General features: G+C 63.5%; 19 protein-coding genes. 4 read left to right on the forward strand and 15 right to left on the reverse strand.

Annotated elements, in window-relative coordinates:
- Nucleotides 1–42: 42 nt before the first annotated feature.
- From ACQ4MJ_RS09545 to ACQ4MJ_RS09555, 3 genes are all read right to left on the reverse strand, one after another.
- Nucleotides 43–984, reverse strand: a complete 942-nt coding sequence (locus ACQ4MJ_RS09545; RefSeq protein ID WP_431152868.1) for an NAD(P)-dependent oxidoreductase — start codon at nucleotides 982–984, stop codon at nucleotides 43–45.
- Nucleotides 981–1,667 carry an RraA family protein gene (locus ACQ4MJ_RS09550; RefSeq protein WP_176885822.1) on the reverse strand — a complete coding sequence of 229 codons (687 nt, stop codon included), beginning with the start codon at nucleotides 1,665–1,667 and terminating at the stop codon, nucleotides 981–983. The genes ACQ4MJ_RS09545 and ACQ4MJ_RS09550 overlap by 4 nt, the downstream gene beginning before the upstream one ends.
- A gap of 194 nt (nucleotides 1,668–1,861) precedes the next feature.
- Nucleotides 1,862–2,857, reverse strand: coding sequence for a tripartite tricarboxylate transporter substrate binding protein (locus ACQ4MJ_RS09555; RefSeq protein ID WP_431152867.1), 996 nt, complete (start codon nucleotides 2,855–2,857; stop codon nucleotides 1,862–1,864).
- A gap of 200 nt (nucleotides 2,858–3,057) precedes the next feature.
- On the opposite strand from ACQ4MJ_RS09555, the gene ACQ4MJ_RS09560 reads away from it, so the two are divergent.
- A complete protein-coding gene (locus tag ACQ4MJ_RS09560; RefSeq protein WP_431153089.1) occupies nucleotides 3,058–3,804 on the forward strand; it encodes an IclR family transcriptional regulator in 747 nt (248 codons plus the stop codon).
- Nucleotides 3,805–3,854: 50 nt separating this feature from the next.
- A complete protein-coding gene (locus tag ACQ4MJ_RS09565; protein ID WP_142146413.1) occupies nucleotides 3,855–4,427 on the forward strand; it encodes a peroxidase-related enzyme in 573 nt (190 codons plus the stop codon).
- Nucleotides 4,428–4,500: 73 nt separating this feature from the next.
- Here the strand turns inward: ACQ4MJ_RS09565 and ACQ4MJ_RS09570 are convergent, their stop codons facing one another.
- Nucleotides 4,501–4,932, reverse strand: coding sequence for an acyl-CoA thioesterase (locus ACQ4MJ_RS09570; RefSeq protein WP_431152866.1), 432 nt, complete (start codon nucleotides 4,930–4,932; stop codon nucleotides 4,501–4,503).
- Nucleotides 4,933–4,952: 20 nt separating this feature from the next.
- On the reverse strand, nucleotides 4,953–5,735 hold the full coding sequence (locus ACQ4MJ_RS09575) for an SDR family oxidoreductase (RefSeq protein WP_055402392.1): 783 nt from the start codon (nucleotides 5,733–5,735) through the stop codon (nucleotides 4,953–4,955).
- A 139-nt stretch (nucleotides 5,736–5,874) separates the two neighbouring features.
- Between ACQ4MJ_RS09575 and ACQ4MJ_RS09580 the strand changes: the two genes are divergently transcribed.
- Nucleotides 5,875–7,575 (forward strand): electron transfer flavoprotein-ubiquinone oxidoreductase, encoded by a 1,701-nt coding sequence (locus ACQ4MJ_RS09580; protein ID WP_431152864.1) that lies wholly within the window; start codon nucleotides 5,875–5,877, stop codon nucleotides 7,573–7,575.
- Between the two features lie 93 nt (nucleotides 7,576–7,668).
- Here the strand turns inward: ACQ4MJ_RS09580 and ACQ4MJ_RS09585 are convergent, their stop codons facing one another.
- From ACQ4MJ_RS09585 to ACQ4MJ_RS09630, 10 genes are all read right to left on the reverse strand, one after another.
- On the reverse strand, nucleotides 7,669–9,342 hold the full coding sequence (locus tag ACQ4MJ_RS09585; protein ID WP_431152863.1) for a methyl-accepting chemotaxis protein: 1,674 nt from the start codon (nucleotides 9,340–9,342) through the stop codon (nucleotides 7,669–7,671).
- A 132-nt stretch (nucleotides 9,343–9,474) separates the two neighbouring features.
- On the reverse strand, nucleotides 9,475–13,128 hold the full coding sequence (locus ACQ4MJ_RS09590; protein WP_431152862.1) for a hydantoinase B/oxoprolinase family protein: 3,654 nt from the start codon (nucleotides 13,126–13,128) through the stop codon (nucleotides 9,475–9,477).
- Nucleotides 13,129–13,172: 44 nt separating this feature from the next.
- Nucleotides 13,173–13,745: a hypothetical protein gene (locus ACQ4MJ_RS09595; protein ID WP_431152861.1), complete on the reverse strand. Its 573-nt coding sequence runs from the start codon at nucleotides 13,743–13,745 to the stop codon at nucleotides 13,173–13,175.
- Nucleotides 13,746–13,779: 34 nt separating this feature from the next.
- Complete coding sequence (locus tag ACQ4MJ_RS09600) at nucleotides 13,780–14,745, reverse strand: TRAP transporter substrate-binding protein (protein ID WP_055402383.1); 966 nt, start codon at nucleotides 14,743–14,745, stop codon at nucleotides 13,780–13,782.
- Nucleotides 14,746–14,788: 43 nt separating this feature from the next.
- Complete coding sequence (locus ACQ4MJ_RS09605) at nucleotides 14,789–16,087, reverse strand: TRAP transporter large permease (RefSeq protein WP_121506566.1); 1,299 nt, start codon at nucleotides 16,085–16,087, stop codon at nucleotides 14,789–14,791.
- A 20-nt stretch (nucleotides 16,088–16,107) separates the two neighbouring features.
- Nucleotides 16,108–16,617 (reverse strand): TRAP transporter small permease, encoded by a 510-nt coding sequence (locus ACQ4MJ_RS09610; protein WP_055402379.1) that lies wholly within the window; start codon nucleotides 16,615–16,617, stop codon nucleotides 16,108–16,110.
- 110 nt (nucleotides 16,618–16,727) lie between these two features.
- Complete coding sequence (locus ACQ4MJ_RS09615; RefSeq protein ID WP_431152860.1) at nucleotides 16,728–17,693, reverse strand: TRAP transporter substrate-binding protein; 966 nt, start codon at nucleotides 17,691–17,693, stop codon at nucleotides 16,728–16,730.
- A gap of 25 nt (nucleotides 17,694–17,718) precedes the next feature.
- Nucleotides 17,719–18,558 carry a putative hydro-lyase gene (locus tag ACQ4MJ_RS09620; protein WP_255577604.1) on the reverse strand — a complete coding sequence of 280 codons (840 nt, stop codon included), beginning with the start codon at nucleotides 18,556–18,558 and terminating at the stop codon, nucleotides 17,719–17,721.
- Between the two features lie 319 nt (nucleotides 18,559–18,877).
- Nucleotides 18,878–19,792 (reverse strand): LysR family transcriptional regulator, encoded by a 915-nt coding sequence (locus ACQ4MJ_RS09625; protein ID WP_121419953.1) that lies wholly within the window; start codon nucleotides 19,790–19,792, stop codon nucleotides 18,878–18,880.
- A 264-nt stretch (nucleotides 19,793–20,056) separates the two neighbouring features.
- Nucleotides 20,057–20,515 (reverse strand): Lrp/AsnC family transcriptional regulator, encoded by a 459-nt coding sequence (locus tag ACQ4MJ_RS09630; RefSeq protein ID WP_010458688.1) that lies wholly within the window; start codon nucleotides 20,513–20,515, stop codon nucleotides 20,057–20,059.
- Between the two features lie 382 nt (nucleotides 20,516–20,897).
- Here ACQ4MJ_RS09630 and ACQ4MJ_RS09635 point away from each other — a divergent pair, with 382 nt between their 5' ends.
- The gene (locus ACQ4MJ_RS09635) at nucleotides 20,898–21,869 is read left to right on the forward strand and encodes a TRAP transporter substrate-binding protein (protein WP_121419952.1); all 972 of its coding nucleotides are present in this window, start codon (nucleotides 20,898–20,900) and stop codon (nucleotides 21,867–21,869) included.
- Nucleotides 21,870–21,972: the final 103 nt, after the last annotated feature.

The following is a 21,972-nucleotide window of genomic DNA, read 5'->3' on the forward strand; positions in this document are numbered from 1 at the left end:
CCCGTGCCTTTTTTCTCTTTGCTTTCAGGAAGGGGGCTGGCGTCAGGCCGTAGCCATCGCTGCGCCAGGCACCCGGGCCAGCACGGCCAGCAGGTTCTGCGCCGCGCCCACGCCCATGTTCACGTAGGCGTCACTGGTCACGCCGCCGATGTGGGGGCTGAGGATGAAGTGCTTCTCGCCCTGGAAGGGATGGCCCGCCGTCATCGGCTCGACCGCGAAGCTGTCCAGCCCCGCCGCCATCACCTGGCCCGAGCGCACGGCCGCCAGCAGCGCGGCCTCGTCGATCAGGCCGCCACGCGCCGTGTTCACCACGATCACGCCGCGCTTGCACTGCGCCAGCGTGGTGGCGTTCAGCATGCCCCGGTTCTCGTCGGTCAGCGGGCAGTGCAGAGACACGGCATCGGCTTCGCGCCAGATCGTCTCCAGGCACACACTCTGCACATAGTCCGGCAGGTTCTTCGCAAACGGGTCAAAGCCGATCACGCGCATGCCCAGGGCGTCGGCCATCTTGGCAAACCGCAGGCCGATGGCGCCCAGGCCCACCAGGCCCACGGTGCGGCCACCCAGCTCCAGGCTTTTGTGTGTGGCCTTGTCCCAGTGGCCCGAGTGCATGCGCGCATCGAGCTGCACCACCGATTTGGCGCAGGCCAGCAGCAGCGCCAGCGCCTGCTCGGCCACGGCCGCAGCGTTGGCGCCTACGGCGGCCACCACCTCAATGCCCCGGGCCTTGGCCGCCACCTTGTCGATGGTGTCGGTGCCACTGCCGTGCTTGGAGATGACCTTGAGCGCCGGGGCCGCGTCCATCACCGCAGCACCCACCTTGCCGTAGCGCACGATGATGGCCACGGGGTTGTGCGCACCGCACAGGGCCACCATGTCCTCTTCGGTCGGCGTCTTGCCTGCGTAGACGATGTCGTAGCCCGTGAGCAGGTCCAGGGCTTGCTGCGCCAGATCGGCGCCGGTGACGATGATGGTTTGGCTCACAGCGACTCCCCTTCCTTCAGCACGCCCGCAGCGCGCAGCGCGGCAGGCAGCCATTTCGATGCGGTGTCGCCGCGTGCAATGGCTTCGATGCGGGCGGCTTCGTCGGCCACCTTCTTGTCGGCCAGGGCCAGCATGGCGGGGGCTTTTTCGCGCTCAATCACCACCACACCATCGGCGTCGCCCACGACCAGGTCACCCGCGTTCACCACGGCACCACCGGCGCAGATGGGGTGGTTGATGCGGCCGGGCACGTACTTGGTGGGCCCTGCGGGGTTGAAGCCCGCGCTGAACACGGGGAAGTCCAGCTCCAGAATTTCCAGCTTGTCGCGGATGGCGGCGTCCACGATCACGCCCGCCAGGCCGCGCTTCTTGCAAGCGCTGAGCATCAGCGTGCCCATCAGCGCCGCCGTCTGGTCGCCCTTGCCGTCGATCACGAGCACGTCACCGGGCTGGGCCAGGGCAATGGCGGCGTGGATCATGAGGTTGTCGCCGGGGCGCACTTCCACGGTGAAGGCAGGGCCTGCCACCTTCATGGACTGGTGCACGGGCGCCACGCGGCCATGCATGGTGCCGCGGCGGCCTGCCACGTCGGCCAGGATGGCGGCCTGGTAGGTGGCGGCTTTTTGTACTACGTCGGCGCTCACGCGGTCGATGGTGCGGATGATTTCAGGGAGTTGGCTCATGGGGAATCCTTGGAAAGAACGCGGAGATGCTGAGGAGCGAATGTGCGCGGCTGACTGGGATGCGCGTGCAAGGCGCCCATGCCGCAGCGCAACCAGCCCCGGACTCAGCGGCTGGCGAAGTGCAGACGAAATGCGAAGGTGAAGAAGTGGGGCGGGCAGATACGCGGGACAAACTGCCCCCCAGCGTGAGCCCGTCAGTCCAGGCTGGCGCCCGAGTCCTTGACGATCTTGGCCCAGCGCGGCACTTCGGCTTTGAGCAGCGCGCTGAACTGCTCGGCGGTGCCGCCCAGCACATCGCCGCCTTCGGAGCGCAGCTTGTCGGCCACATCGGGCTGCTGCAGGGCCGCGTTGATGGCCTTGTTGAGCTGCGCCAGGATGGGTGTGGGCGTACCGGCAGGGGCCAGGATGCCGAACCAGGTCACGGCCTCGAAGCCCTTGTAGCCCGACTCGGCCAGCGTGGGCACATCCGGCAGTTGCGGCGAGCGCTTGGCCGAGGTGATGGCAATGACCTTGAGCTTGCCGTTGCGCACCTGGCCCAGCAGCGTAGGCACGGAGGACATGTACAGGTCGATCTGCCCGCCCACCAGGTCCGTCATGGCCTGGGCCGCGCCTTTGTAGGGGATGTGGCGCAGCTTGATGTCGGCGGCGTTTTCAGCCAGCTCACCGGCCAGGTGGGCCACGGTGCCGTTGCCCGAATAGCCCAGCGTCAGCGCATCGGGTTTGCCCTTGGCGGCCGCCACCACATCGGCGTAGCTCTTGAAGGGTGAGTTGATGGGCGCAGCCATGACGATGGGCGAGGACGAGACGAGCGCCACGGGCACCAGGTCCTTGAGCGGGTCGTACGGCAGCTTGGGGTACAGCGTGGGGTTGATGGCCAGGTTGCTGGTCTGGCCAATGACGAGCGTGTAGCCGTCGGCGGGTGACTTGGCGGCGGCGTCCACCCCCAGGTTGCCGCCCGCGCCGGGGCGGTTGTCCACGATCACGTTCCACTTGTTCTGGTCCGTGAGCTTTTGCGCCACGGTGCGCGCAATCATGTCGGTGCCGCCGCCGGGCGGGAACGGCACGATGAGGCGGATGGGTTTGCTGGGGTAAGCGCCCTGCGCCAGAGCGGCCCCGGTGGGTGCGGCTGCGGCCGCAAAGCCCAGGAAGGCAGCGCACAGAGAGCGCGAAAGCGAAGTGAAGGCGGTCATGAATTTGTCTCCGTTGTGGTGGTTCGTCATGCCGGTCTGCAGGGCCTTTGTTGTGATACGTGTTCTGGTCCGGCGCCGTGGGTGCGACTGTACGCAGACGTTTCAACCCATACAATGCAGTTGCGTACCATGAAACGAATTGCGCCATGAGCAACCACCCCGCCAAGCCCTCCCAACCCCTCGCCCCCGCGCCCCGTCCCATGGCTCCGGCAGATGCAGAACCCGGTGGTGTCATCGCCGTCACACGTGCCCTGCAGGTGCTGGAAGCCTTTGCACTGGGCGAATCCAGCCTGCCCCTGGCCGAGCTGAGCCGCCGCTGCGGCCTGCACAAGACCACGGTGCTGCGCCTCGCGCGCACGCTGGCGCAGTCGGGTTTCATGGTGCAGCGCGAGGATGGCGACTGGCGCCTGGGCCCGGCGGCAGGCTGGCTGGGCGCACGCTACCAGGCCGGTTTTGACGTGCAGAACGTGCTGGAGCCCGCGCTGCGCGAGCTGACCCTTGCCACGGGCGAAAGCGCCGCGTTTTATGTGCGCGAAGGCAATGTGCGGACCTGCCTTGTGCGTGTGGAAGGCCCGCAGGCGCTGCGCCACCACGCACGCATGGGCGAAGGCCTGCCGCTGGACAAAGGCTCGCCGGGCCGCGTGATCCTGGCGTTTTCGGGCGAGCCGGGCAAGGCCTACGAAGAGATCCGCAGAAAGGGCTACCACTGGTCGATTGGCGAGCGCGAACAGGGCGTGGCCACTGTGTCGGCGCCCGTGTTTGGCATGCAGTGGCGGCTGATGGGCTCGGTGTGCATTTCGGGCCCGGCCTCGCGCCTGCCCGCCGAAAAGCTCGAAGCGCTGGCGCAGACAGTGATGGCTGCGGCCACCCAGTTGTCGTATGCGCTGGCGGGCAATTCGGCCGCGCCCGCCCAGAGTCCGGTGCGGGCGACCCACTGGCACCCTTGAGGCATCCGTGATACTTGCGGCATCCACCACAACAACCCCAGGAGACCGCCGTGAGCCGCTACCCTTTTCCCGACCTGAACACCCTGCCCGAAGACATCCGCGCACGCATCGTGGAAGTGCAGGAGAAGGCGGGCTTCATCCCCAACGTGTTCCTGGCCTTTGCACGCCGCCCGGCCGAGTGGCGAGCGTTCTTTGCCTACCACGATGCACTGATGCTGAAAGAGGAAGGCAGCCTGACCAAGGGCGAGCGCGAGATGATCGTGACCGCCACCAGTGCGGCCAACCAATGTCTGTATTGCGTGGTGGCCCACGGCGCGATCCTGCGCATCTACGAAAAGAAACCGTTTGTGGCCGACCAGGTGGCGGTGAACCACCGCAAGGCCGACATCAGCCCGCGCCAGCGCGCCATGCTCGACTTTGCGATGAAGGTCTGCCTTGACGCACACGAAGTCGAGGATGCCGACTTTGTGGCCCTGCACGCCCATGGTTTTGACGACGAGGACATCTGGGACATCGCGGCCATCACTGCATTCTTTGGCCTGAGCAACCGCATGGCCAGCTTTGCGGGCATGCAGCCCAACCCAGAGTTTTACTTGATGGGACGGGTGCCCAAGCAGAAGTAAGTGCCCTGGCGCATTTACTATCAATCTAATAGCTGCTAGCGCTTGCCCAATAAGCGCTAGAGCCCAATTTCATTCAAATTCTATCCGCAGAGACCAGCGCCCGCATCCAGTCCGGCAAGGGCGCTGCCTTCTGCTGCGGGAAGTCCACCCAGATGGTGGTGGCGCCACCTGCCGCGCAAATCACGCCGGGCTGGTCCACGCGCTCCATCGTGCCCCAGGTCTCAAACGTGGTGCGGCCCGGGTCGCTCACGTAGAGCTTGAGCAGCACGTCAGCCGGGTATTCGAGCTGCTTGTAGAAATTGCAGAACGCATTGACGATGACCGGCCCCTGACCGCGCGGATCGGGGTTGCAGCCCACGGACACCATCCACTCAATGCGGGCCGTCTCCAGGTATCTGAAATACACCGTGTTATTGACATGGCCCATCGCGTCCATGTCGCCCCAGCGCACGGGGAAGCGCATTTCAAAAACCAGCTTCTTGACTTCCGGGATTTCAATCTTCATGGCTTCGCACACCCGAGGGATCAGACCCCAAAGCCGTCGTCAGCCGCAATCACCGCACCATTGATGAAATGGCTCTGGTCGCTGGCCAGCATCACCAGCAGCGCATCCAGGTCTTGCGCGTTGCCCACGCGCTTGCGGGGCAGCATGTCGATGAGCTTCTTGCCCTGCTCGGTCTGCCAGTGGTGGTGATTGATTTCCGTGTCGATGTAGCCCGGGCAGATCGCATTCACGTTGATGCCGAACCTGCCCCATTCGATGGCCATGGCCTTGGTCATCTGCACCACGGCGGCCTTGCTCATGCAATAGGCGCCGATCTGCGGCAACACCTTGAGGCCCGCCATCGAGGCAATGTTGATGATGCGCCCGCCCGTGAAGCTGCCCGGCGCCGCGCCGCGCGAGCGGGCCAGCATGCGCTTACCCACCTCTTGCGCCACAAAGAAGGCGCCCTTCACGTTGGTGTCGAAGATGAAGTCGTAGTCCTCGGGCGTCACGTCCTGGATGCGCTGCGTGGTGCTCACGCCCGAGTTGTTCACCAGAATGTCGATGGAGCCCATTTCGGTCTCGGCATGGGCCACGGCGGACTTGATGGAGTCGTGGTCGGTCACATCGAGTTCGATCACATGGGCATCACCGCCCTCGCCTTCGATGCGCGCGCGCAGCTCCTTGAGCTTTTCCACGCGGCGGCTGGCCAGCACGACGCCTGCGCCCGCGCGGGCCAACGTGCGGGCAAACTGAGCGCCCAGGCCGCTGGAGGCGCCCGTGATGAAGGCCACGCGGCCGGACAAGTCGATGCTGTATGCCATTTAGAGTCTCCCTACTGATCAAAATAGAACGGTCGTTCGATTGTCCATATTCCGTGAATACAATCAGTCGCCAGACAGACAGGGCGCGGCCGGCGCTCTGTAGAAAATAATCCATTATCAAACGCCCGACGAGAAGCCCATGACCAACGAAGAAATCCTCGCCCAATACGGCCCCCGTGAATCCATGGAATACGACGTGGTGGTCGTTGGCGGTGGCCCTGGCGGCCTTGCCACTGCGATCCGCCTGAAGCAACTGGCGGCCGAAAAAGGCCAGGACGTCTCGGTCGTGGTGCTCGAAAAAGGCTCCGAGCCCGGTGCGCACATCCTGTCGGGCGCCATCATGGATCCCAAGGCCCTCTCCGAGCTGATCCCCGACTGGAAAAAGCGCGGCGCGCCCCTGAACCAGCCCGTCACCGACGACGCCTACATCTTCCTGTCTGAAAAATCGGGCTTTCGCGTGCCCAACATGTTCCTGCCGCCCTTTGCGCAGAACCACGGCAACTACATCATCAGCCTGGGCAACCTGACCAAGTGGCTGGGCGAGCAGGCAGAGGCCCTGGGCGTGGAAATCTTCCCCGGCTTTACCGCCGCAGAGGTCCTCTACAACGATAACGGCTCCGTCAAGGGTGTGGCCACGGGCAATCTGGGCATCGGCAAGGACGGCGAGCCCACCGAAAACTTCCAGCTCGGTATGGAGCTGCTGGGTAAATACACCGTGTTTGCCGAAGGCGCACGCGGCCACCTCGGCAAGCAGCTGATTGCCAAGTTCCACCTCGACAAGGACCGCGACCCGCAGAGCTTTGGCATTGGCGTGAAGGAACTCTGGGAAATCGACCCCAAGAAGCACCAGCCCGGCTTTGTGATGCACACCGCTGGCTGGCCCATGGAGAACGACACCTACGGCGGCGCCTTCCTGTACCACCTGGAGGGCAACAAGGTGGCCGTGGGCTTTGTGACCGGCCTGGGCTACCAGAACCCCTACCTCAGCCCCTTCGAAGAATTCCAGCGCTGGAAGACGCACCCGAACGTCCGCTATTACTTCGAAAACGAAAAAGGCGAAATCACGGCCAAGCGCCTGTCGTACGGCGCGCGCGCGATCAACGCCAGCGGCATCAACGCCCTGCCCAAGACCGTGTTCCCGGGTGGCGCACTGGTGGGCTGCAATGCGGGCTACCTGAACGTGGGCCGCATCAAGGGCAGCCACGCCGCCATCAAGACTGGCATGCTGGCCGCTGAAGCCGCCTACGACGCCGTGGTGGCTGGCCGCCAGCACGACGAGCTGACAGCCTACCCAGAAGCCTTTGAAAAGAGCTGGCTGCACACCGAACTGAACAAGGACCGCAACTTCAAGAACTGGTTCAAGTACGGCCTGACCACGGCCACGCTGATGAACGGTTTCGAACAATTTGTGCTGCGCGGCCACATCCCCTGGACGTTGCACCGCGACAAGCCCGACCACGCGTACCTCAAGCCTGCGGCCGAGTGCAAACCCATCATCTACCCCAAGCCCGATGGCAAGCTCACGTTCGACCGCCTCTCCAGCGTGTTCATCAGCAACACCAACCATGAAGAGAACCAGCCCGCCCACCTGACGCTCAAGGACGCGAGCGTGCCGGTCAACATCAACCTGGCCAAGTACGCGGGCCCCGAGGCGCGCTATTGCCCGGCGGGCGTTTACGAGTTCGTGCCCGACACCACCAAAGGCGGTGATGCCCAGCGTCTGCAGATCAATGCGCAGAACTGCGTGCACTGCAAGACCTGCGACATCAAGGACCCCACTCAGAACATCGTGTGGGTCACGCCGGAGGGCGGCGGTGGCCCGAACTACGCGGGCATGTAAGCACCATCAAAATTCATAGCACCTTGTGCTTGAAGGGCCTGCGCTGCAGGCCCTTTTTTATGGAAATCAGCCCAATCTGCGGCGCAATACTCGTCACGCGGCTGCGCGTGTGAGCTGAAACTGCCCCATCGCACCGGCCAGCCGGTTGGCCTGGTCCTTGAGACTCTGGGCCGCTGCGGCGCCCTGCTCCACCAGCGCGGCGTTCTGCTGCGTCATGTGGTCGAGTTGGTCCACCGCCTGGCTCACTTGGCCGATCTGTGTGCTCTGCTCGCTGCTGGCCTCGTTGATCTCGGACATCAGCGTGGTCACCCGCTCCACGCTCTGCACGATGTCGCCCATGGTGGAACCTGCGGTGACCACCAGCCGGGCGCCGTCACTCACCTTGTCCACGCTGGTGGAGATCAGCGCCTTGATCTCGCGCGCCGCATTGGCACTGCGCCCTGCGAGGCCCCGCACTTCGCTGGCCACCACGGCAAAGCCGCGCCCCTGTTCGCCCGCGCGGGCGGCCTCCACGGCGGCGTTCAGTGCCAGGATATTCGTCTGGAACGCAATGCCATCAATGATGCCAACGATGTCGGCGATCTTCTTGCTGCTGGCGTTGATCTCTTCCATGGTCTTGACCACCTGGCTGACCACTTCGCCGCCTTTGCTGGCCACTTCGGTGGCGTTCAGCGCCAGGGCATTGGCCTGGCGCGTGCTGTCGGCATTGGCGGCCACCATCTGCGCCAGCTGCGCAATGCTGGCCGCCGTCTGCTGCAGGTTGCTGGCGGCATGCTCGGTGCGCATGCTCAGGTCAGTGTTGCCCGCTGCCACCTCCGAGCTGGCCACATGGATGGATTCGCCCGAGTCACGCACCTCGGTCACCACGTAGTGCAGCGACTCGACCATCTTGTCCAGCGCCGTGAGCAGCTGGCCAATCTCGTCGGTGCGCTGGGTTTGCATGCGCACCGTCAGGTCGCCCCGCGCCACCAGGTCGGCCGCCTCGCAGGCCTGGCGCAGCGGCAGCACGATGGAGCGCCGCAGCAGCCAGCCAAACAGCGCCGACAGCGCCACCACCACCAGCACCGCCACAGCACTGACCCATTGCGCACGGGACGCGTCGGTAATCATGCTGTCACCCGCTTTCAGGGATGACTGCTCGGAGGCTGCGAGCAACTGGTCAATGGACCGCAGGTACTGGTTCAAGGCAGCAGCGTGCTCCTGCAACTCCTTCTGGCTGATGATCTTGGCTTCGAGGGCGTTTTGCACCAGCGCATCCCGCAACACTGCATATTTCTGGCGTTGCTCCTGGGCTTCGGTCCACAGCGGCCCGGCGCTCTCGCTGGAGGACGCCTTGGCCATCGCTTCTTCAATGCGCTTGCGCATCGCGTCTTCGGCGGCGATTTGGCTGCGCATCTCAGCCACCAGCGGGAACACGTCGGACGACAACGTGGCACGCAATGCAATCTGGCCGATATAGACAGACTGCGTTTTCCAGTCCCGCACCGTGCGCTCAATGGGCAGCTGCTCTGCAGTCAGCAGCGTAGCCTGGCGGCTGGTGTCCTGGCCCGTGAGCCAGGTGGTGGCGCCGAGCAAGGCCACCGCGAAGCCCAGAATGCCAAAGCTGGCCGCCAGCTTCTGCCCCACGCTCAGGGTGCGGCTGCGCCGCGCAGGCTCTGGGCTCTGGGCGGCAGAGTCTGTTGTGGCACGGCTGAAATCCGCGTGTACAGGTGCGGCGGAGAAAGTGGCGCCGCCAAGCGCCCCGGAAGTGGCTGGCAAGTAGTTCATGAGCGTTCTCCTGGTTCATTTCCCGCACCATGCGGGGGGTGGAAACCAGTGGTGGCAAGCGCTGTGCCCAGTGTGTCCCCGCAGGTACATCGCACACAGCACATGCCCCACTGGGGTCAGCTGCCCATCACGTCACGACGTGACACATTCGCCAAAGCCGCCACCGCCGGGGGTAGCGATCTCGAACACATCGCCAGGCTCCATCAGCGCCGCGCCGATATGGCCCAGCTCTTCCACCTGGCCATTGGCACGCAGCACGCGGTTGGCACCGGGTCGGCCGGGCTGGCCGCCTGCCATGCCAAAGGCGGGAATCAGGCGCCCGTTGGACAAAATGCTGGCCGTCATCGCCTCCAGAAAGCGCACGCGCCGCACGCCACCATCACCACCCGCCCAGCGGCCTGCCCCGCCAGACCCGCGCTGGATCTCGTAGCTGTCGAGCACCACGGGGAAGCGGAACTCCAGCACCTCGGGGTCGGTCAGGCGCGAATTGGTCATGTGCGTCTGGACCACGCTGGTGCCGTCAAACCCGCGCACCGTGCGGCCCGATGCATCGAACACCGCACCGGCACCGCTGCCGCCGGCAATGGTTTCGTAGTACTGGTACTGCGCATTGCCAAAGGTGAAGTTGTTCATGGTGGGCTGGCTGCCCGCCATCACGCCCAAAGCGCCGAACAGCGCATTGGTGATGCAGGTGGAGGTCTCCACATTGCCGGCCACCACCGAGGCCGGCGGGTTGGGGTTGAGCATGGAGCCCTGCGGGATGATGACCTGCAGGGGTTTCAAACACCCGGCATTGAGCGGAATGTCATCGTCGACCAGCGTGCGGAACACATACAGCACCGCCGCCATGCACACAGCACGCGGGGCGTTGAAGTTGTTGGTCTGCTGCGCACTGGTGCCTGCAAAGTCGATCACCGCGCTGCGCTCGGCCACATTGACCTTGACCGACACGCTGATCTGCGCGCCATTGTCCAGCTTCAGGGTGAACTGCCCGTCTTTGAGCTGCGTGATCACGCGGCGCACCGACTCTTCAGCGTTGTCCTGCACATGGCGCATGTAGGCCTGCACGACATCCAGGCCAAACTGCCCCACCATCTTCGAGAGTTCCTGCACGCCCTTCTCGTTGGCAGCGATTTGCGCGCGCAGATCGGCCAGGTTCTGCTGGGGATTTCGGCTGGGGTATGGCGTGGTGCCGCCACCCGTCGTCAGCAGGCTGCGCACCTCTTCTTCCAGAAAGATGCCACGGTCCACCAGCTTCACGTTGTTGATCTGCACACCCTCTTCGTCGATGCGCGTGGAGAACGGTGGCATCGAGCCCGGCGTGGTGCCGCCGATGTCGGCATGGTGGCCCCGGCTCCCCACATAAAACGTGGGCTCCTTGCCCTCGGCCACATACACCGGGGTGATCACCGTCACATCGGGCAGATGGGTGCCGCCATGGTACGGGTCGTTGAGCATGTACACATCGCCCGGGTGCATCTTCCCCGCGTTCTCGCGGATCACGGTCTTGATGCTCTCACCCATGGAACCCAGGTGCACGGGCATGTGCGGCGCGTTGGCGATCAGGTTGCCCGTGGCATCGAAGAGCGCACAGCTGAAGTCCAGGCGCTCCTTGATGTTGACCGAGTAGGCCGTGTTCTGCAGCTGCAACCCCATCTGCTCAGCGATGTTCATGAACAGGTTGTTGAACACCTCCAGCAGCACTGGGTCTACCGTGGTGCCTGCGGCGTACTGCACCTTGCGCGCGGTGACGCGGTCCAGCACCAGGTGATCCAGGTCCGTGAGGCGCGCAGACCAGCCGGGCTCCACCACGGTGGTGGTGTTCTTCTCGGCAATGATGGCCGGGCCTGGGATCACGTCGCCAGGGTGCAGGTCCTCGCGCACCACCAAGGCGGCATCGTGCCATGCGCTGCCCGAGTACATCTTCACCGTCTCGCGCTGTGGGTGCTTGCGGTGCGGATGCACGGGAAGGCGCGGCTCTGCGGGGGCATCCCCCGCAATCATGGCCTCGACCGATACGGCCTCCACCACCAGACCCTTGCCTACCATCAGGAAGGCAAAACGCTGGCGATAGGCAGATTCGAAAGCGGCCTGGATGCTGGCCATGTCGCCAAACGGCACCACCAGGGCCGAATCGGTGCCTTCGTAGCGCACGTGCACGTTGTGGCGCACCTGCACCGGGTTGGCGCTGACCTGCTGGCGCTCCAGCTCGGCCTGGGCCGCAGAGCCCAGTGCGTCCAGGCGTTCCGCAATCAGCGGCAGCGATGCGGCGGCCAGCGGCATCTCCACCGCCTGTTCGCGGATCACCGTCTGGTCCGCCAGACCCATGCCATAAGCACTGAGCACGCCCGCCAGCGGGTGCACAAACACACGCGACATGCCCAAGGCATCGGCCACCAGGCAAGCATGCTGGCCGCCCGCGCCACCAAAACACTGCAGCGTGTAGCGTGTCACGTCGTAGCCGCGTGCCACGCTGATCTTCTTGATGGCGTTGGCCATCTGCTGCACAGCAATCTGGATGAAGCCTTCGGCCACTTCTTCGGGCTTGCGCTGGGTCTGCACAGCAATTTCTTCAAAGCGGGCACGCACCGCATCGGCGTCCAGTGTTTCGTTGGCGGCGGGGCCAAACACGCTGGGGAAGTAACGCGGCTGCACCTTGCCCACCATCACGTTGGCATCGGTCACGGCCAGCGGGCCGCCCCGGCGGTAGCTCACCGGACCTGGGTTGGCGCCTGCGCTTTCGGGGCCCACTCGGAAGCGGGCACCGTCGTAGGCCAGCACCGAGCCGCCGCCAGCCGCCACCGTGTGGATGCTCATCATGGGGGCGCGCATGCGCACACCGGCGACGTGGGTTTCGAACTCGCGCTCGAACGCACCGGCGTAGTGACTTACATCCGTGGACGTTCCGCCCATGTCAAAGCCGATGACCTTTTCATGCCCGGCCAGGCCCGCCGTGCGCGCCATGCCTACGATGCCACCTGCGGGCCCCGACAGAATCGCATCCTTGCCCTGGAAGGTACCCGCATCGGTGAGGCCCCCCGAAGACTGCATGAAGAACAGCTTGACGCCCGGCATCTCGCTGGCGACCTGCTCCACATAGAGGCGCAGGATGGGTGAGAGGTAAGCATCCACCACGGTGGTGTCGCCCCGGCTCACGAACTTCATCATCGGGCTGGTTTCGTGCGAGGTGCTGATCTGCGTGAAGCCCACCTCTTTGGCGATGCGCTGAGCCGCCTGTTCATGCTGGGTGTAGCGGTAGCCGTGCATGAACACAATGGCCACGCTGCGCAGACCACGTCCGTAGGCGGCCAGCAGGTCGCCGCGCAAGCTGGGCTCGTCCAGTGCCTGCAGCACATCGCCATGGGCGCCCACCCGTTCGCACGCTTCGATCACCTCGGTGTACAAAAGCTCGGGCAACTGGATGTGGCGATCGAACAAGCGGGGGCGGTTCTGGTAGGCAATACGCAGCGCGTCGCGAAAGCCGCGCGTGGTCACCAGCAGCGTGGGCTCGCCCTTGCGCTCCAGCAATGCGTTGGTGGCCACGGTGGTGCCCATCTTCACGCACTCCACCAGCGCGGGTGTGACGGGCTCGCCAGGCTTCAAACCCAGCAGGTGGCGGATGCCCGCCACGGCGGCGTCCTTGTACTGCTCGGGGTTTTCGGACAGCAGCTTGTGGGTGGTCAGCGAGCCATCGGGCCGCTTGGCCACGATGTCGGTGAATGTGCCCCCACGGTCAATCCAGAACTGCCAGCGGGGAATGTGGGTGGTGGGTGCAAGTTGTGTCATGGTGTGATGGTTTGCAAAGTGAAATGAAAGGGTTCGGTGCTCGCTCAGGCCGCCAGGGCCAGAGGGGAGCGGGCCGGGGAGCGCGGCGCGCGAGCCAGTGCCTCCAGCACCGCGCGCACAGAAGGAATGGAGGGCGCTGTGACCATGGCCTTGTCCGCTCCGCACCAGGGGCGGCTCAGTGCAGAGATCCAGGGCATCACGACATGGATGTCCGAGGGCGGCAGGGTCTGCATGCTGTCCACAACAATGCTCAGCTCCTGCGCCAGGCGCGAGCCCGGTGCAAAGCGCCAGTGGTACTGGCCGCAACCCAGGCGCACCGCGCGGCTGTCTTTTTCGGTCATGGCCACGAGCCAGAGGCAGTGAAACTCCGCACACCCAGGATCGGGAGGATCGGCCAGACAGAAGCTGTACACGTTTTCATAAGTGCGGCCAAAGCGGCGTACCAGGGTTTCGGCAATGGCGTCGCGGCCGTGGGCCACCGGCGGAAAGTCCATGTCGCCCTGCCGCACATCCATGCGCAGCAGCGCGCCGCCGGCAAAGGCCCGCTCGATCAGGTGAGGCCGGTTGCCATCCTTGGCCAGCAGATACATCTCGATGGTGTCGGAAGGGGTTTGCATGGTGATTCCTTGGTGATGCCAACAATGCAATGGCCTAGCGCTGCGTGTAGTACGGGATGAAGAGCTGGTTGGCCTCGCTCCCCACGGACCGCACCCATTCGCGGGAAAACCGTTCGCCCAGGCGTTTGAGTTCGGAGTCCAGCACCGCGGTGGGGGGCTCGACCTTGATGCCTTTGCGCTGCAGTTCGATCACCGACTCCTCGGCCACGGCGGCGCTCATCGCCCAGCCCCGTTTTTCGGCGTCTGCTGCAGCCTGGCTCACTGCCTGGCGCACCGGGGCGGGCAGTGCGTCAAACGCCTGCTGGTTCACAAAGACGATGTTCTTGGGGAACCAGGCGTTGATACCGTAGTACTGCTTGATCTGGCCCCAGACCTGGTTTTCCACCCCGGTCAGGGCCGATGTGATCATCGAATCCAGCTTTCCGGCCGCCAGGGCCTGGTTGACCTCGACCATGGGCACATCCACGGGCGTGGCGCCCAGCAGCTCGGCAATGCGCACCGTGCCCGGGTTGTAAGTGCGCATGCGGGTGCCCTTGAAATCCACCGACGAACGCACCGGGACCGTGGTGAACAGCCCCTGCGGAGGCCACGGCACGGCGTACAAGGCTTTGAGCCCCTTGCGCGCCATGTGCACTTCGATCAACGGTCGCTGCACATCCCACATGCGCCGTGCGTCGGCATAGCTGCGGACCACAAAAGGCACGGAATCGCCACCTGCCATGGGGATCTCGCGCACCAGGCTCGTCATGATGGTTTCGCCCGCCTGGGCCTTGCCGTCCTGCACCGCCTGAGGAATCTCAGCCAGTTTGAACAAGGCGTTGTTGGCATGCACTTCAATGCGCAATGCACCGGCTGAAGCACGCTCCACGTCCTGCGCAAACTGGACGATATTGCGCGTGTGGAACGACTCCGCCCGGTAGCCCGTGGCCAGCTTCCACTGGGTTTGGGCGTGCAGCACCGGGGCCACGGCAAGCGCGGCCAACAACACGATGGTCTTCATGGTGAGCTCCTGTACGGATTTTTCGGCGAGAGGTGCTGCGGGGTCAGCCCTGCATCTGGCGTGGCAGCCAGAGCACGACGTCGGGCACGAAATACGTCAGGATGACCGCAACGATCATCAATGCGAACAAAGGCAGCGCAGTGCGGGCGATCCAGGTAACTTCGCGGCGCGTCATGCCCTGCAGCACAAAGAGGTTGAACCCCACCGGCGGCGTGATCTGCGCCATCTCCACCACCAACACGATGAAGATGCCGAACCACACCAGGTCAAAGCCTGCAGCTTCCACCGTGGGCAGCAGCACCGCGATGGTCAGCACCACCATGGAGATGCCATCCAGGAAGCAGCCCAGCAGGATGAAAAACATGATGAGCAGCAGCATCAGCGCAAAGGGCGACAGGTGCAGGGCGCCGATGAACTCGGCCAAGTGGCGTGGCAGGCCGATGAAGCCCATGGCCAGTGTGAGGAACGCGGCGCCCGCCAGGATGAGGCCAATCATGCAGTACACGCGGCAGGCAGCGACCAGCCCGTCCTTGAAGCGCGCCCAATCGAGTGATCCCTCGATCTTCGCCAGGATCAGCGACCCGCCCACACCCAGCGCCGCGGCCTCGGTGGCGGTGGCAATACCGCTGTAGATGGCGCCCAGCACCACCACGATGAGCGACACCACAGGGATCAGGTGGCGCGACGCATAGAGCTTCTGCACAAAGCTCAGGCGGGCATCGGGCGCTGGCACCTTGTCCTTGTTGAACAAGGCCCACACGACGATGTAGCCCATGAACAGTGCTGCCAGCAGCAGGCCTGGAATCACGCCGGCCAGAAACAGCTTGGAGATCGACACATTGGCCGCCACGCCATAGACGATCATGATGATCGACGGCGGGATCAGCAGGCCCAGCGTGCCTGCGCCAGCCAGTGTGCCCACCGAGATGTCTTCGGGATAGCCACGCTGCTTGAGTTCGGGCAGCGTGATCTTGCCGATGGTCGCGCAAGTGGCCGCCGATGAGCCCGAGATGGCAGCGAAGATGGTGCAGCCCACCACGTTCACGTGCAACAGGCGGCCGGGCAGACGGTCCAGCCAGGGCGCCAGGCCTTTGAACATGCTGCTCGACAGCTTGCTGCGAAACAGTATCTCGCCCATCCAGAGGAATAGCGGCAAAGCCGTGAGCGTCCAGCTGGAGGTAGACCCCCAGATAGTCAGCATCATGCTGTCGCCCACGGGGCGGCTGGTAAAAAGCTCCATACCGACCAGCGCCACCGCAAGCAGTGACAGGCCGATCCACAAACCCGAACCGAGCACTGCAAAGAGCACCACGATCAGGCCAAAGGCAATGATGACGTCCATGTTGATTTCTCCTGCGGGGGCTACTCGGAACGGGCCGATTCAGACACGGCCATGAAGGCCACGCCCTGAAAGCGCAGGATGAGCGCATGGGCAAACGACAGCGCAAAGCCGATGCAGCCCATGGCCATGCTGATCTGGGGAATCCACAGCGGCGAAGCATCGGCCGCAGGCGAAATGTCGTGCGTGACGTAGGAAATCCACACCGAGCGCACTGCGTAGCAGGCGATATAGGCCGTGAGCACCAGTGCACTGGACAGGCAGAACCATTCAAAGGCGCCGCGCCAGCGTGACGGCAGCCGGTCGAGCAACAGGGTCACCCGGATGTGGTCTCCGTTTTGCAATGTGCCGGGCAATGCAAAGAACAGCGCTGCGGCGATGGCGTAGCCTGCATACGCGTCGAGACCGTCGATGTTGACGTGAATGACCTCGCGGGCAAACACGCCCAGCGTGACTGCGGCGAACGCAGCCAGCATGGACAGGCCGGACAGCAACATCAGCAGCCTGTAGAAATTTCGGACGAGTTTGTCCATGGCGTACTCCGGTAACGCTTGAAAAAAATGAGGGGGAGTGGCGACGAAAGAACTGGGCAGCATGCGCCTGTGCTACCCCGGCCCCACTGCGGGGGCCCGGAAAACGACGATTACTTCTTGCGGTAGGCGTCGATGATGGCCTGCCCCTCAGGTCCGGCAGACTTGATCCAATCGGCCGTCATGGACTCGCCAATGCTTGCCAGTTCCTTCTTGATGCTGTCGCTGGGCTCGGCCACGGTCATGCCTTTGGCGCCCAGCTCTTTGATGAACTCCTTGTCCACTCGCTCGCTTGTGGCCCAGCCGCGCTCTTCGGCGGCTGCCGCTGCCTTCAGCACGGCGTCCTGCAAAGGCTTGTCGAGGGCATCGAACGCCTTCTGGTTCACCACGGTGGCATTGCGCGGAAGCCATGCGCTGACGGGATAGAAGTGCTTCACCTGCTCATACAGCTTGGATTCCACACCGCTGGCGCTGGACGTCAGGAAGTTCTGCACGGTGTTGGTAGCCAGGGCCTGGCCCAGCTCCGACAGCTGGATCGTCACCGGTTGCGCCTTGAGCAGTTGCGCAATGCGCGTGGTGGCGGGGTTGTAGGCCCGCATCTTGGTGCCTGCAAAGTCCGCGGGCGTACTCACGGGCTTGAGCGAGTAGAGCGACTGGCCGGGCCATGGCACGCTGAACAGCACTTTCACGCCTTGGGACGCGAGCAGCTTCTCCTGGGCAGGCCTGGCGGCCAGATACAGGCGCTTGGAATCGGCATAGCTCGTGGCCAGGAACGGAATCGAGTCCACACCAAACAGCGGGTTCTCGTTGGATGCGCCCGAGAGAATGAACTCGGCCGAGGGCACCTGGCCAGTTTGCACCGCACGCTTGATTTCGTTGGCCTTGTACAGCGAGCCACCGGGGTGCAACACGATCTTGAGCTTGCCACCCGTGAGCTGATCCACCTCGTTGGCGAACTGCTGCACGTTCTGCGTCTGGAAGCTGTTGGCGCCATAGCCCGTGGGCAGGTCCCACTTGATCTGGGCCTGGGCGGCGCAGACGCTGAGGACTGCGGACAAACAAATTGTGATTTTCTTCATGGTGGAACTCCTTGTTGAAAGCGGATCAGAAACTGGCGAGCTGGTGGTTGAGAAGGTCGGTGACCAGCATGCAGCCCGGTGCATGCGTGATGCAGAACGCGGGTTGGGCATTCAAGATGGCCGACTGCGGGGTGACGCCGCAGGCCCAGAAAACAGGGATTTCGCCCGGCATCAGCGCTACGGCGTCGCCGTAGTCGGGATGGGCCAGATCGGCGATGCCGATCAGGGCCGGGTCACCGATGTGCACAGGCGCTCCATGCACATTGGGGAAACGCGAGGTGACCTGCACCGCACGGATCACATCCGCTGCAGGCATGGGACGCATGGTCACCACCATGGCACCGCCAAAAGGGCCGGCTGGCTCGGTTTGCACGTTGGTGCGGAACATGGCCACGTTCTTGCCTTCGTCGATGTGGCGCAGGCGGATGCCTGCCTCGATCAATGCGGACTCGAACGAAAACGAACAGCCCAGGATGAAGGTGACCAGGTCCGGCCGCCAGAGGCTGGCAATGTCCGCCACCTCCTCCGACATTTCACCGTGGCGCCAGATGCGGTACAGCGGCACATCACTGCGGATGTCGATGTCCTTGCCCAGCGAAGGCAGGGTGAACTGGCCGGGCTCGCTGACCGCCAGCACGGGGCACGGCTTGGGATTGCGCTGGCAGAACCGCAGAAAGTCACTGGCAAGCACCTCGGGCAGGATGACCACGTTGCCTTGCACATGGCCGTCTGCGAGACCGCTGGTGTGCGATGTCCACAGGCCCTTGCGGATGGTGTCGCGGACGTGGTTCGGATTGCTGGTGCCCTCAGGGCCAAACACCGCGAGCGAATTTTCTTGAGCTAAGTCCACCGTATTTCCTTGCATTGAGAAAAGTCAATTGCATGACGTTGGACGGATTGTGTTGGGGTGTAACTGCGCTGGCAAATTCAAAAAATTTCTCTTAGCTCATCGATTTTTTCGATGCACTTCATTGGGGCGAAGCAAACCAATTTGGTGCTCAGGGTTAACCCTTGGACTTCTATTTAGGGTTAACCCGAGTCCTCGAAAGGAGAATTTGCACAAGCGCAGCCGCACCGAACTGCGCATGTCGCTTCAATGCGAAGTTCTCGGGGCTGCGCCGTAAACGCAGACACTGCAGCCGCAGTGCGCGCAGCGGAAAAAGGAGCGTGCGTGGTCCCCGCGCTCAGGCGCGGGCCTTGCGGGGCTTGGGCGCTGGGGGTTGCTGCGCTTCGATGAAGCTGAGCGCCGAACGCACGATCGCCTCCATCGCGGGCGAAGACGGGTCTTCGCGGTAGCTCACGTGAATGGGCAGCGGACGCAACGCGATGTCGCAGGCGAGTGCGCGAAGATCCGGGAATGCCAGCATCCTCTGCACCGCCAGGCGCGGCAGCGTGGCAACGCCAAAACCGCCCTGCACCAGCTGCACCATGGCAGAGATTGAGGAAATGGTGTGCACGCAGCGCGGCTCCACCTGCGCCTGGCGCAGCGTGTCCAGCAGGTACACATGGGGCTGAGAACCGCGCTGAAAGGTCAGGATGTCGGTGCCAGCGAAGTCTTCCGATGCATAGCGCCGCTTGCGGTGGATCTTGCTGTTGCCGACGAACACCATCTCCATCGGCGTCAGCGCCTGGCTGCGAATGCCTTCGGCCGATGCGGGCAAGGCCGCAAACACGGCATCCAGCGTGCCCCGGCGGATCTGATCCAGCAGCACCGGCGTGGATTCGACCGTGAGTTCCAGCTCCAGCAGCGGGTTGTCCTTGCGCAGTTGTTCCACCCAGGGGATGAGCCACGAGTGGAGCACCGACTCAATGGCGCCCAGTCGAATCGACACTTCCAGCGGGCCGCCCGAGCCCATCTCGGCCTTGAGCTGGCGCTGCAGCTCCAGCATCCGCTTGGCGTACGTCAGAAAGCGCGTGCCCGCCACTGTGAGCTTGAAATGTTTGTCGCGCCGGTCCAGCAGCAGCACGCCCAGTTCTTCCTCCAGCGCCGCCACGCGACTTGACATGGCCGACTGCGTCAGAAAGAGCTTTTCCGCTGCGCGCGTCACGCTCTTGAGGGAGGCCACCCAGTAAAAGGCTTCGACAAAACGCAGGTTCATGGTGGTGGTTCTCCGGCCTTGCTGGCACGTTGCAAGCTCTTGGGCGGTGCACCGTGGTGGTGCAACATCCCCCAAGCCAGCGCCGAAAGGCGTGGCCATTCTGCCGTTGATCCGTGTGTTCCACAGCCTTTGAACCGCAAAAACAGAGCATCGCCGGGTTTCCTCGATGCCTGCGCAATGGAATTGCGACCGGATGCAAATGCTATAAAAACAATAGCTATTGGCGCTTTACAGATAAGCGCTAGAGTCCAATTTCATTCAAACTCACCCCACAAACAGGGGCAGATCGGCCTTCTTGAGCGTGCGCAGCACGAAGCTGGAGCGGCTGTGCCGGATGCCTTTGATCTTGTAGAGCTTCTCACGCAGCAAGCGCTCGTAGTCGCGCGTGTCCTTCACGACGATGCGCAGCAGGTAGTCGTAGTCGCCCGACACCAGGTGCGCCTCGATCACCTCAGGAATGCTGGCGAGTGTTTCGCCAAATTTTTCGAGCGTGTTGTCGGAATGGCTGTCGAGCGTGACCTGCACCAGCACCGTGTCGGCCAGGTCCAGCGACTGCGGGTTGATGCGCACGGTATAGCCCTGGATCACACCCGCCTCTTCCATCTTCTTGATGCGGCCCCAGCAGGGCGATGCGCTCAGGCCCACGGCCTGCCCGATCTCTTGCAGGCTGGCGCGGGCGTTGCCCTGCAGCACAGCGAGAATTTTTCTATCCAGTCGATCCATCGGCTGGATTATTCACCAGTCTTCGCCAACACAGAAAATTATTCTTCGATTGACTCCATTTGAAGCGAATTCAGCAAATTCATCTCATCCGCCCCGCGCATACTTCTTCCATCAAGGCGCTCTTACCGGAGCGCACAAACTGACAAGGCCCCGGCTGGTTACCGCCAGCACGGGGCCCTTGGCATTTTTTTGGCGTCGCCCATGGCCAACAGAAGCGCCTTGGCTAGCGCCCTGGTGGGTAGTTAATAAGCACGCTTACCAGCACAAACCCCGATGCCTGCGCCGATGCTGCACCGCCATAATTTGGCAGAGGCTGGGGTCCGCTCTGCAAGGAGCAACCGTGCATCCCCACCAACCCAGCCCACCATTAACAGGAGACAGCATGCAACTGACCAAACTCGTCGTCGGCCTGAGCCTTGCGCTCGGCTTTGTGGCCACCGCTGCCGCGCAGACCACCATGCGCATCAGCATCTCGACAGCCCAGAATTCCCACCAGGGGATTGCCATCGACACGTTTGCCAAGGAAGTCGAAAAGCGCACGGCCGGCCGCTACAAGGTACAGACGTTCTACAACGGCGCCCTGGGTGGCGAGCGCGAATCGATTGAAGCCGTGCAGCTGGGCACGCAAGAGCTGGCCTTCAGCTCCACCGGCCCAGTGCCCAACTTTGTGCCCGAAGCGCGCATCTTTGACGTGCCCTTCCTGTTCCGCGACAAGGCCCATGCGCGTGCGGTGCTGGATGGCCCCATCGGCCAGGAGATGCTGACCAAGTTCGATAGCAAGGGCTTCAAGGCCCTGGCCTGGGCCGAGAACGGCTTTCGCCACATGACGAACAGCAAGCGCTCGGTGAACACGCCCGAGGACCTCAAGGGCCTGAAGATGCGCACCATGGAAAACCCCGTGCACATCGCCGCGTACAAGGGCTTCGGCATCATCACCACGCCCATGGCCTTCCCCGAAGTGTTCACCGCCCTGCAGCAAGGCACCGTGGACGGCCAGGAGAACCCGCTGCCCGTGATCATCTCGGCCAAGTTCGACCAGGTGCAAAAGCACCTGACGCTGACCGGCCACGTGTATTCGCCTGCCATCTTCGTGATGAACAAGGCCTCGTTCGACAAGCTCTCGGCCGCCGACAAGCAGGCCTTCATCGACGCCGCCAAGGAAGGCACCAAGGCCAACCGTGCACGCGTGGATGAAGACGACGCCAAGGGCGTGGCCGACCTGCGCGCCAAAGGCATGACGGTGGTGGACAATCCGGACAAGTCCAAGTTTGTGGCGGCGCTGGCGCCTGTGAACGCCGAGTTTGAAAAACAGTTTGGCAAGGCCACCCTGGACAAGATCCGCGACGTCAAGTAGTTGCATGCGCATCAGCTACTATATTTTTAGTAGCACACAACGCCCGTAGAATAAGCGCTACGGGCGTTTTTTATCTTCAATCTGATTCTCTCCACCGAATCTT

Origin of the sequence: Acidovorax facilis, from assembly GCF_050626955.1 — a bacterium.
Classification (GTDB): domain Bacteria; phylum Pseudomonadota; class Gammaproteobacteria; order Burkholderiales; family Burkholderiaceae_C; genus Acidovorax; species Acidovorax facilis.

Coding starts and splice junctions, on each gene's coding strand:
- ACQ4MJ_RS09585 (WP_431152863.1), bottom strand. CDS start 9,342: ATGAACTACTTGCCAGCCACTTCCGGGGCGCTTGGCGGCGCCACTTTC.
- ACQ4MJ_RS09580 (WP_431152864.1), top strand. CDS start 5,875: ATGACCAACGAAGAAATCCTCGCCCAATACGGCCCCCGTGAATCCATG.
- ACQ4MJ_RS09575 (WP_055402392.1), bottom strand. CDS start 5,735: ATGGCATACAGCATCGACTTGTCCGGCCGCGTGGCCTTCATCACGGGC.
- ACQ4MJ_RS09570 (WP_431152866.1), bottom strand. CDS start 4,932: ATGAAGATTGAAATCCCGGAAGTCAAGAAGCTGGTTTTTGAAATGCGC.
- ACQ4MJ_RS09550 (WP_176885822.1), bottom strand. CDS start 1,667: ATGAGCCAACTCCCTGAAATCATCCGCACCATCGACCGCGTGAGCGCC.
- ACQ4MJ_RS09635 (WP_121419952.1), top strand. CDS start 20,898: ATGCAACTGACCAAACTCGTCGTCGGCCTGAGCCTTGCGCTCGGCTTT.
- ACQ4MJ_RS09555 (WP_431152867.1), bottom strand. CDS start 2,857: ATGACCGCCTTCACTTCGCTTTCGCGCTCTCTGTGCGCTGCCTTCCTG.
- ACQ4MJ_RS09610 (WP_055402379.1), bottom strand. CDS start 16,617: ATGGACAAACTCGTCCGAAATTTCTACAGGCTGCTGATGTTGCTGTCC.
- ACQ4MJ_RS09595 (WP_431152861.1), bottom strand. CDS start 13,745: ATGCAAACCCCTTCCGACACCATCGAGATGTATCTGCTGGCCAAGGAT.
- ACQ4MJ_RS09620 (WP_255577604.1), bottom strand. CDS start 18,558: ATGCAAGGAAATACGGTGGACTTAGCTCAAGAAAATTCGCTCGCGGTG.
- ACQ4MJ_RS09615 (WP_431152860.1), bottom strand. CDS start 17,693: ATGAAGAAAATCACAATTTGTTTGTCCGCAGTCCTCAGCGTCTGCGCC.
- ACQ4MJ_RS09590 (WP_431152862.1), bottom strand. CDS start 13,128: ATGACACAACTTGCACCCACCACCCACATTCCCCGCTGGCAGTTCTGG.
- ACQ4MJ_RS09605 (WP_121506566.1), bottom strand. CDS start 16,087: ATGGACGTCATCATTGCCTTTGGCCTGATCGTGGTGCTCTTTGCAGTG.
- ACQ4MJ_RS09560 (WP_431153089.1), top strand. CDS start 3,058: ATGGCTCCGGCAGATGCAGAACCCGGTGGTGTCATCGCCGTCACACGT.
- ACQ4MJ_RS09630 (WP_010458688.1), bottom strand. CDS start 20,515: ATGGATCGACTGGATAGAAAAATTCTCGCTGTGCTGCAGGGCAACGCC.
- ACQ4MJ_RS09600 (WP_055402383.1), bottom strand. CDS start 14,745: ATGAAGACCATCGTGTTGTTGGCCGCGCTTGCCGTGGCCCCGGTGCTG.
- ACQ4MJ_RS09625 (WP_121419953.1), bottom strand. CDS start 19,792: ATGAACCTGCGTTTTGTCGAAGCCTTTTACTGGGTGGCCTCCCTCAAG.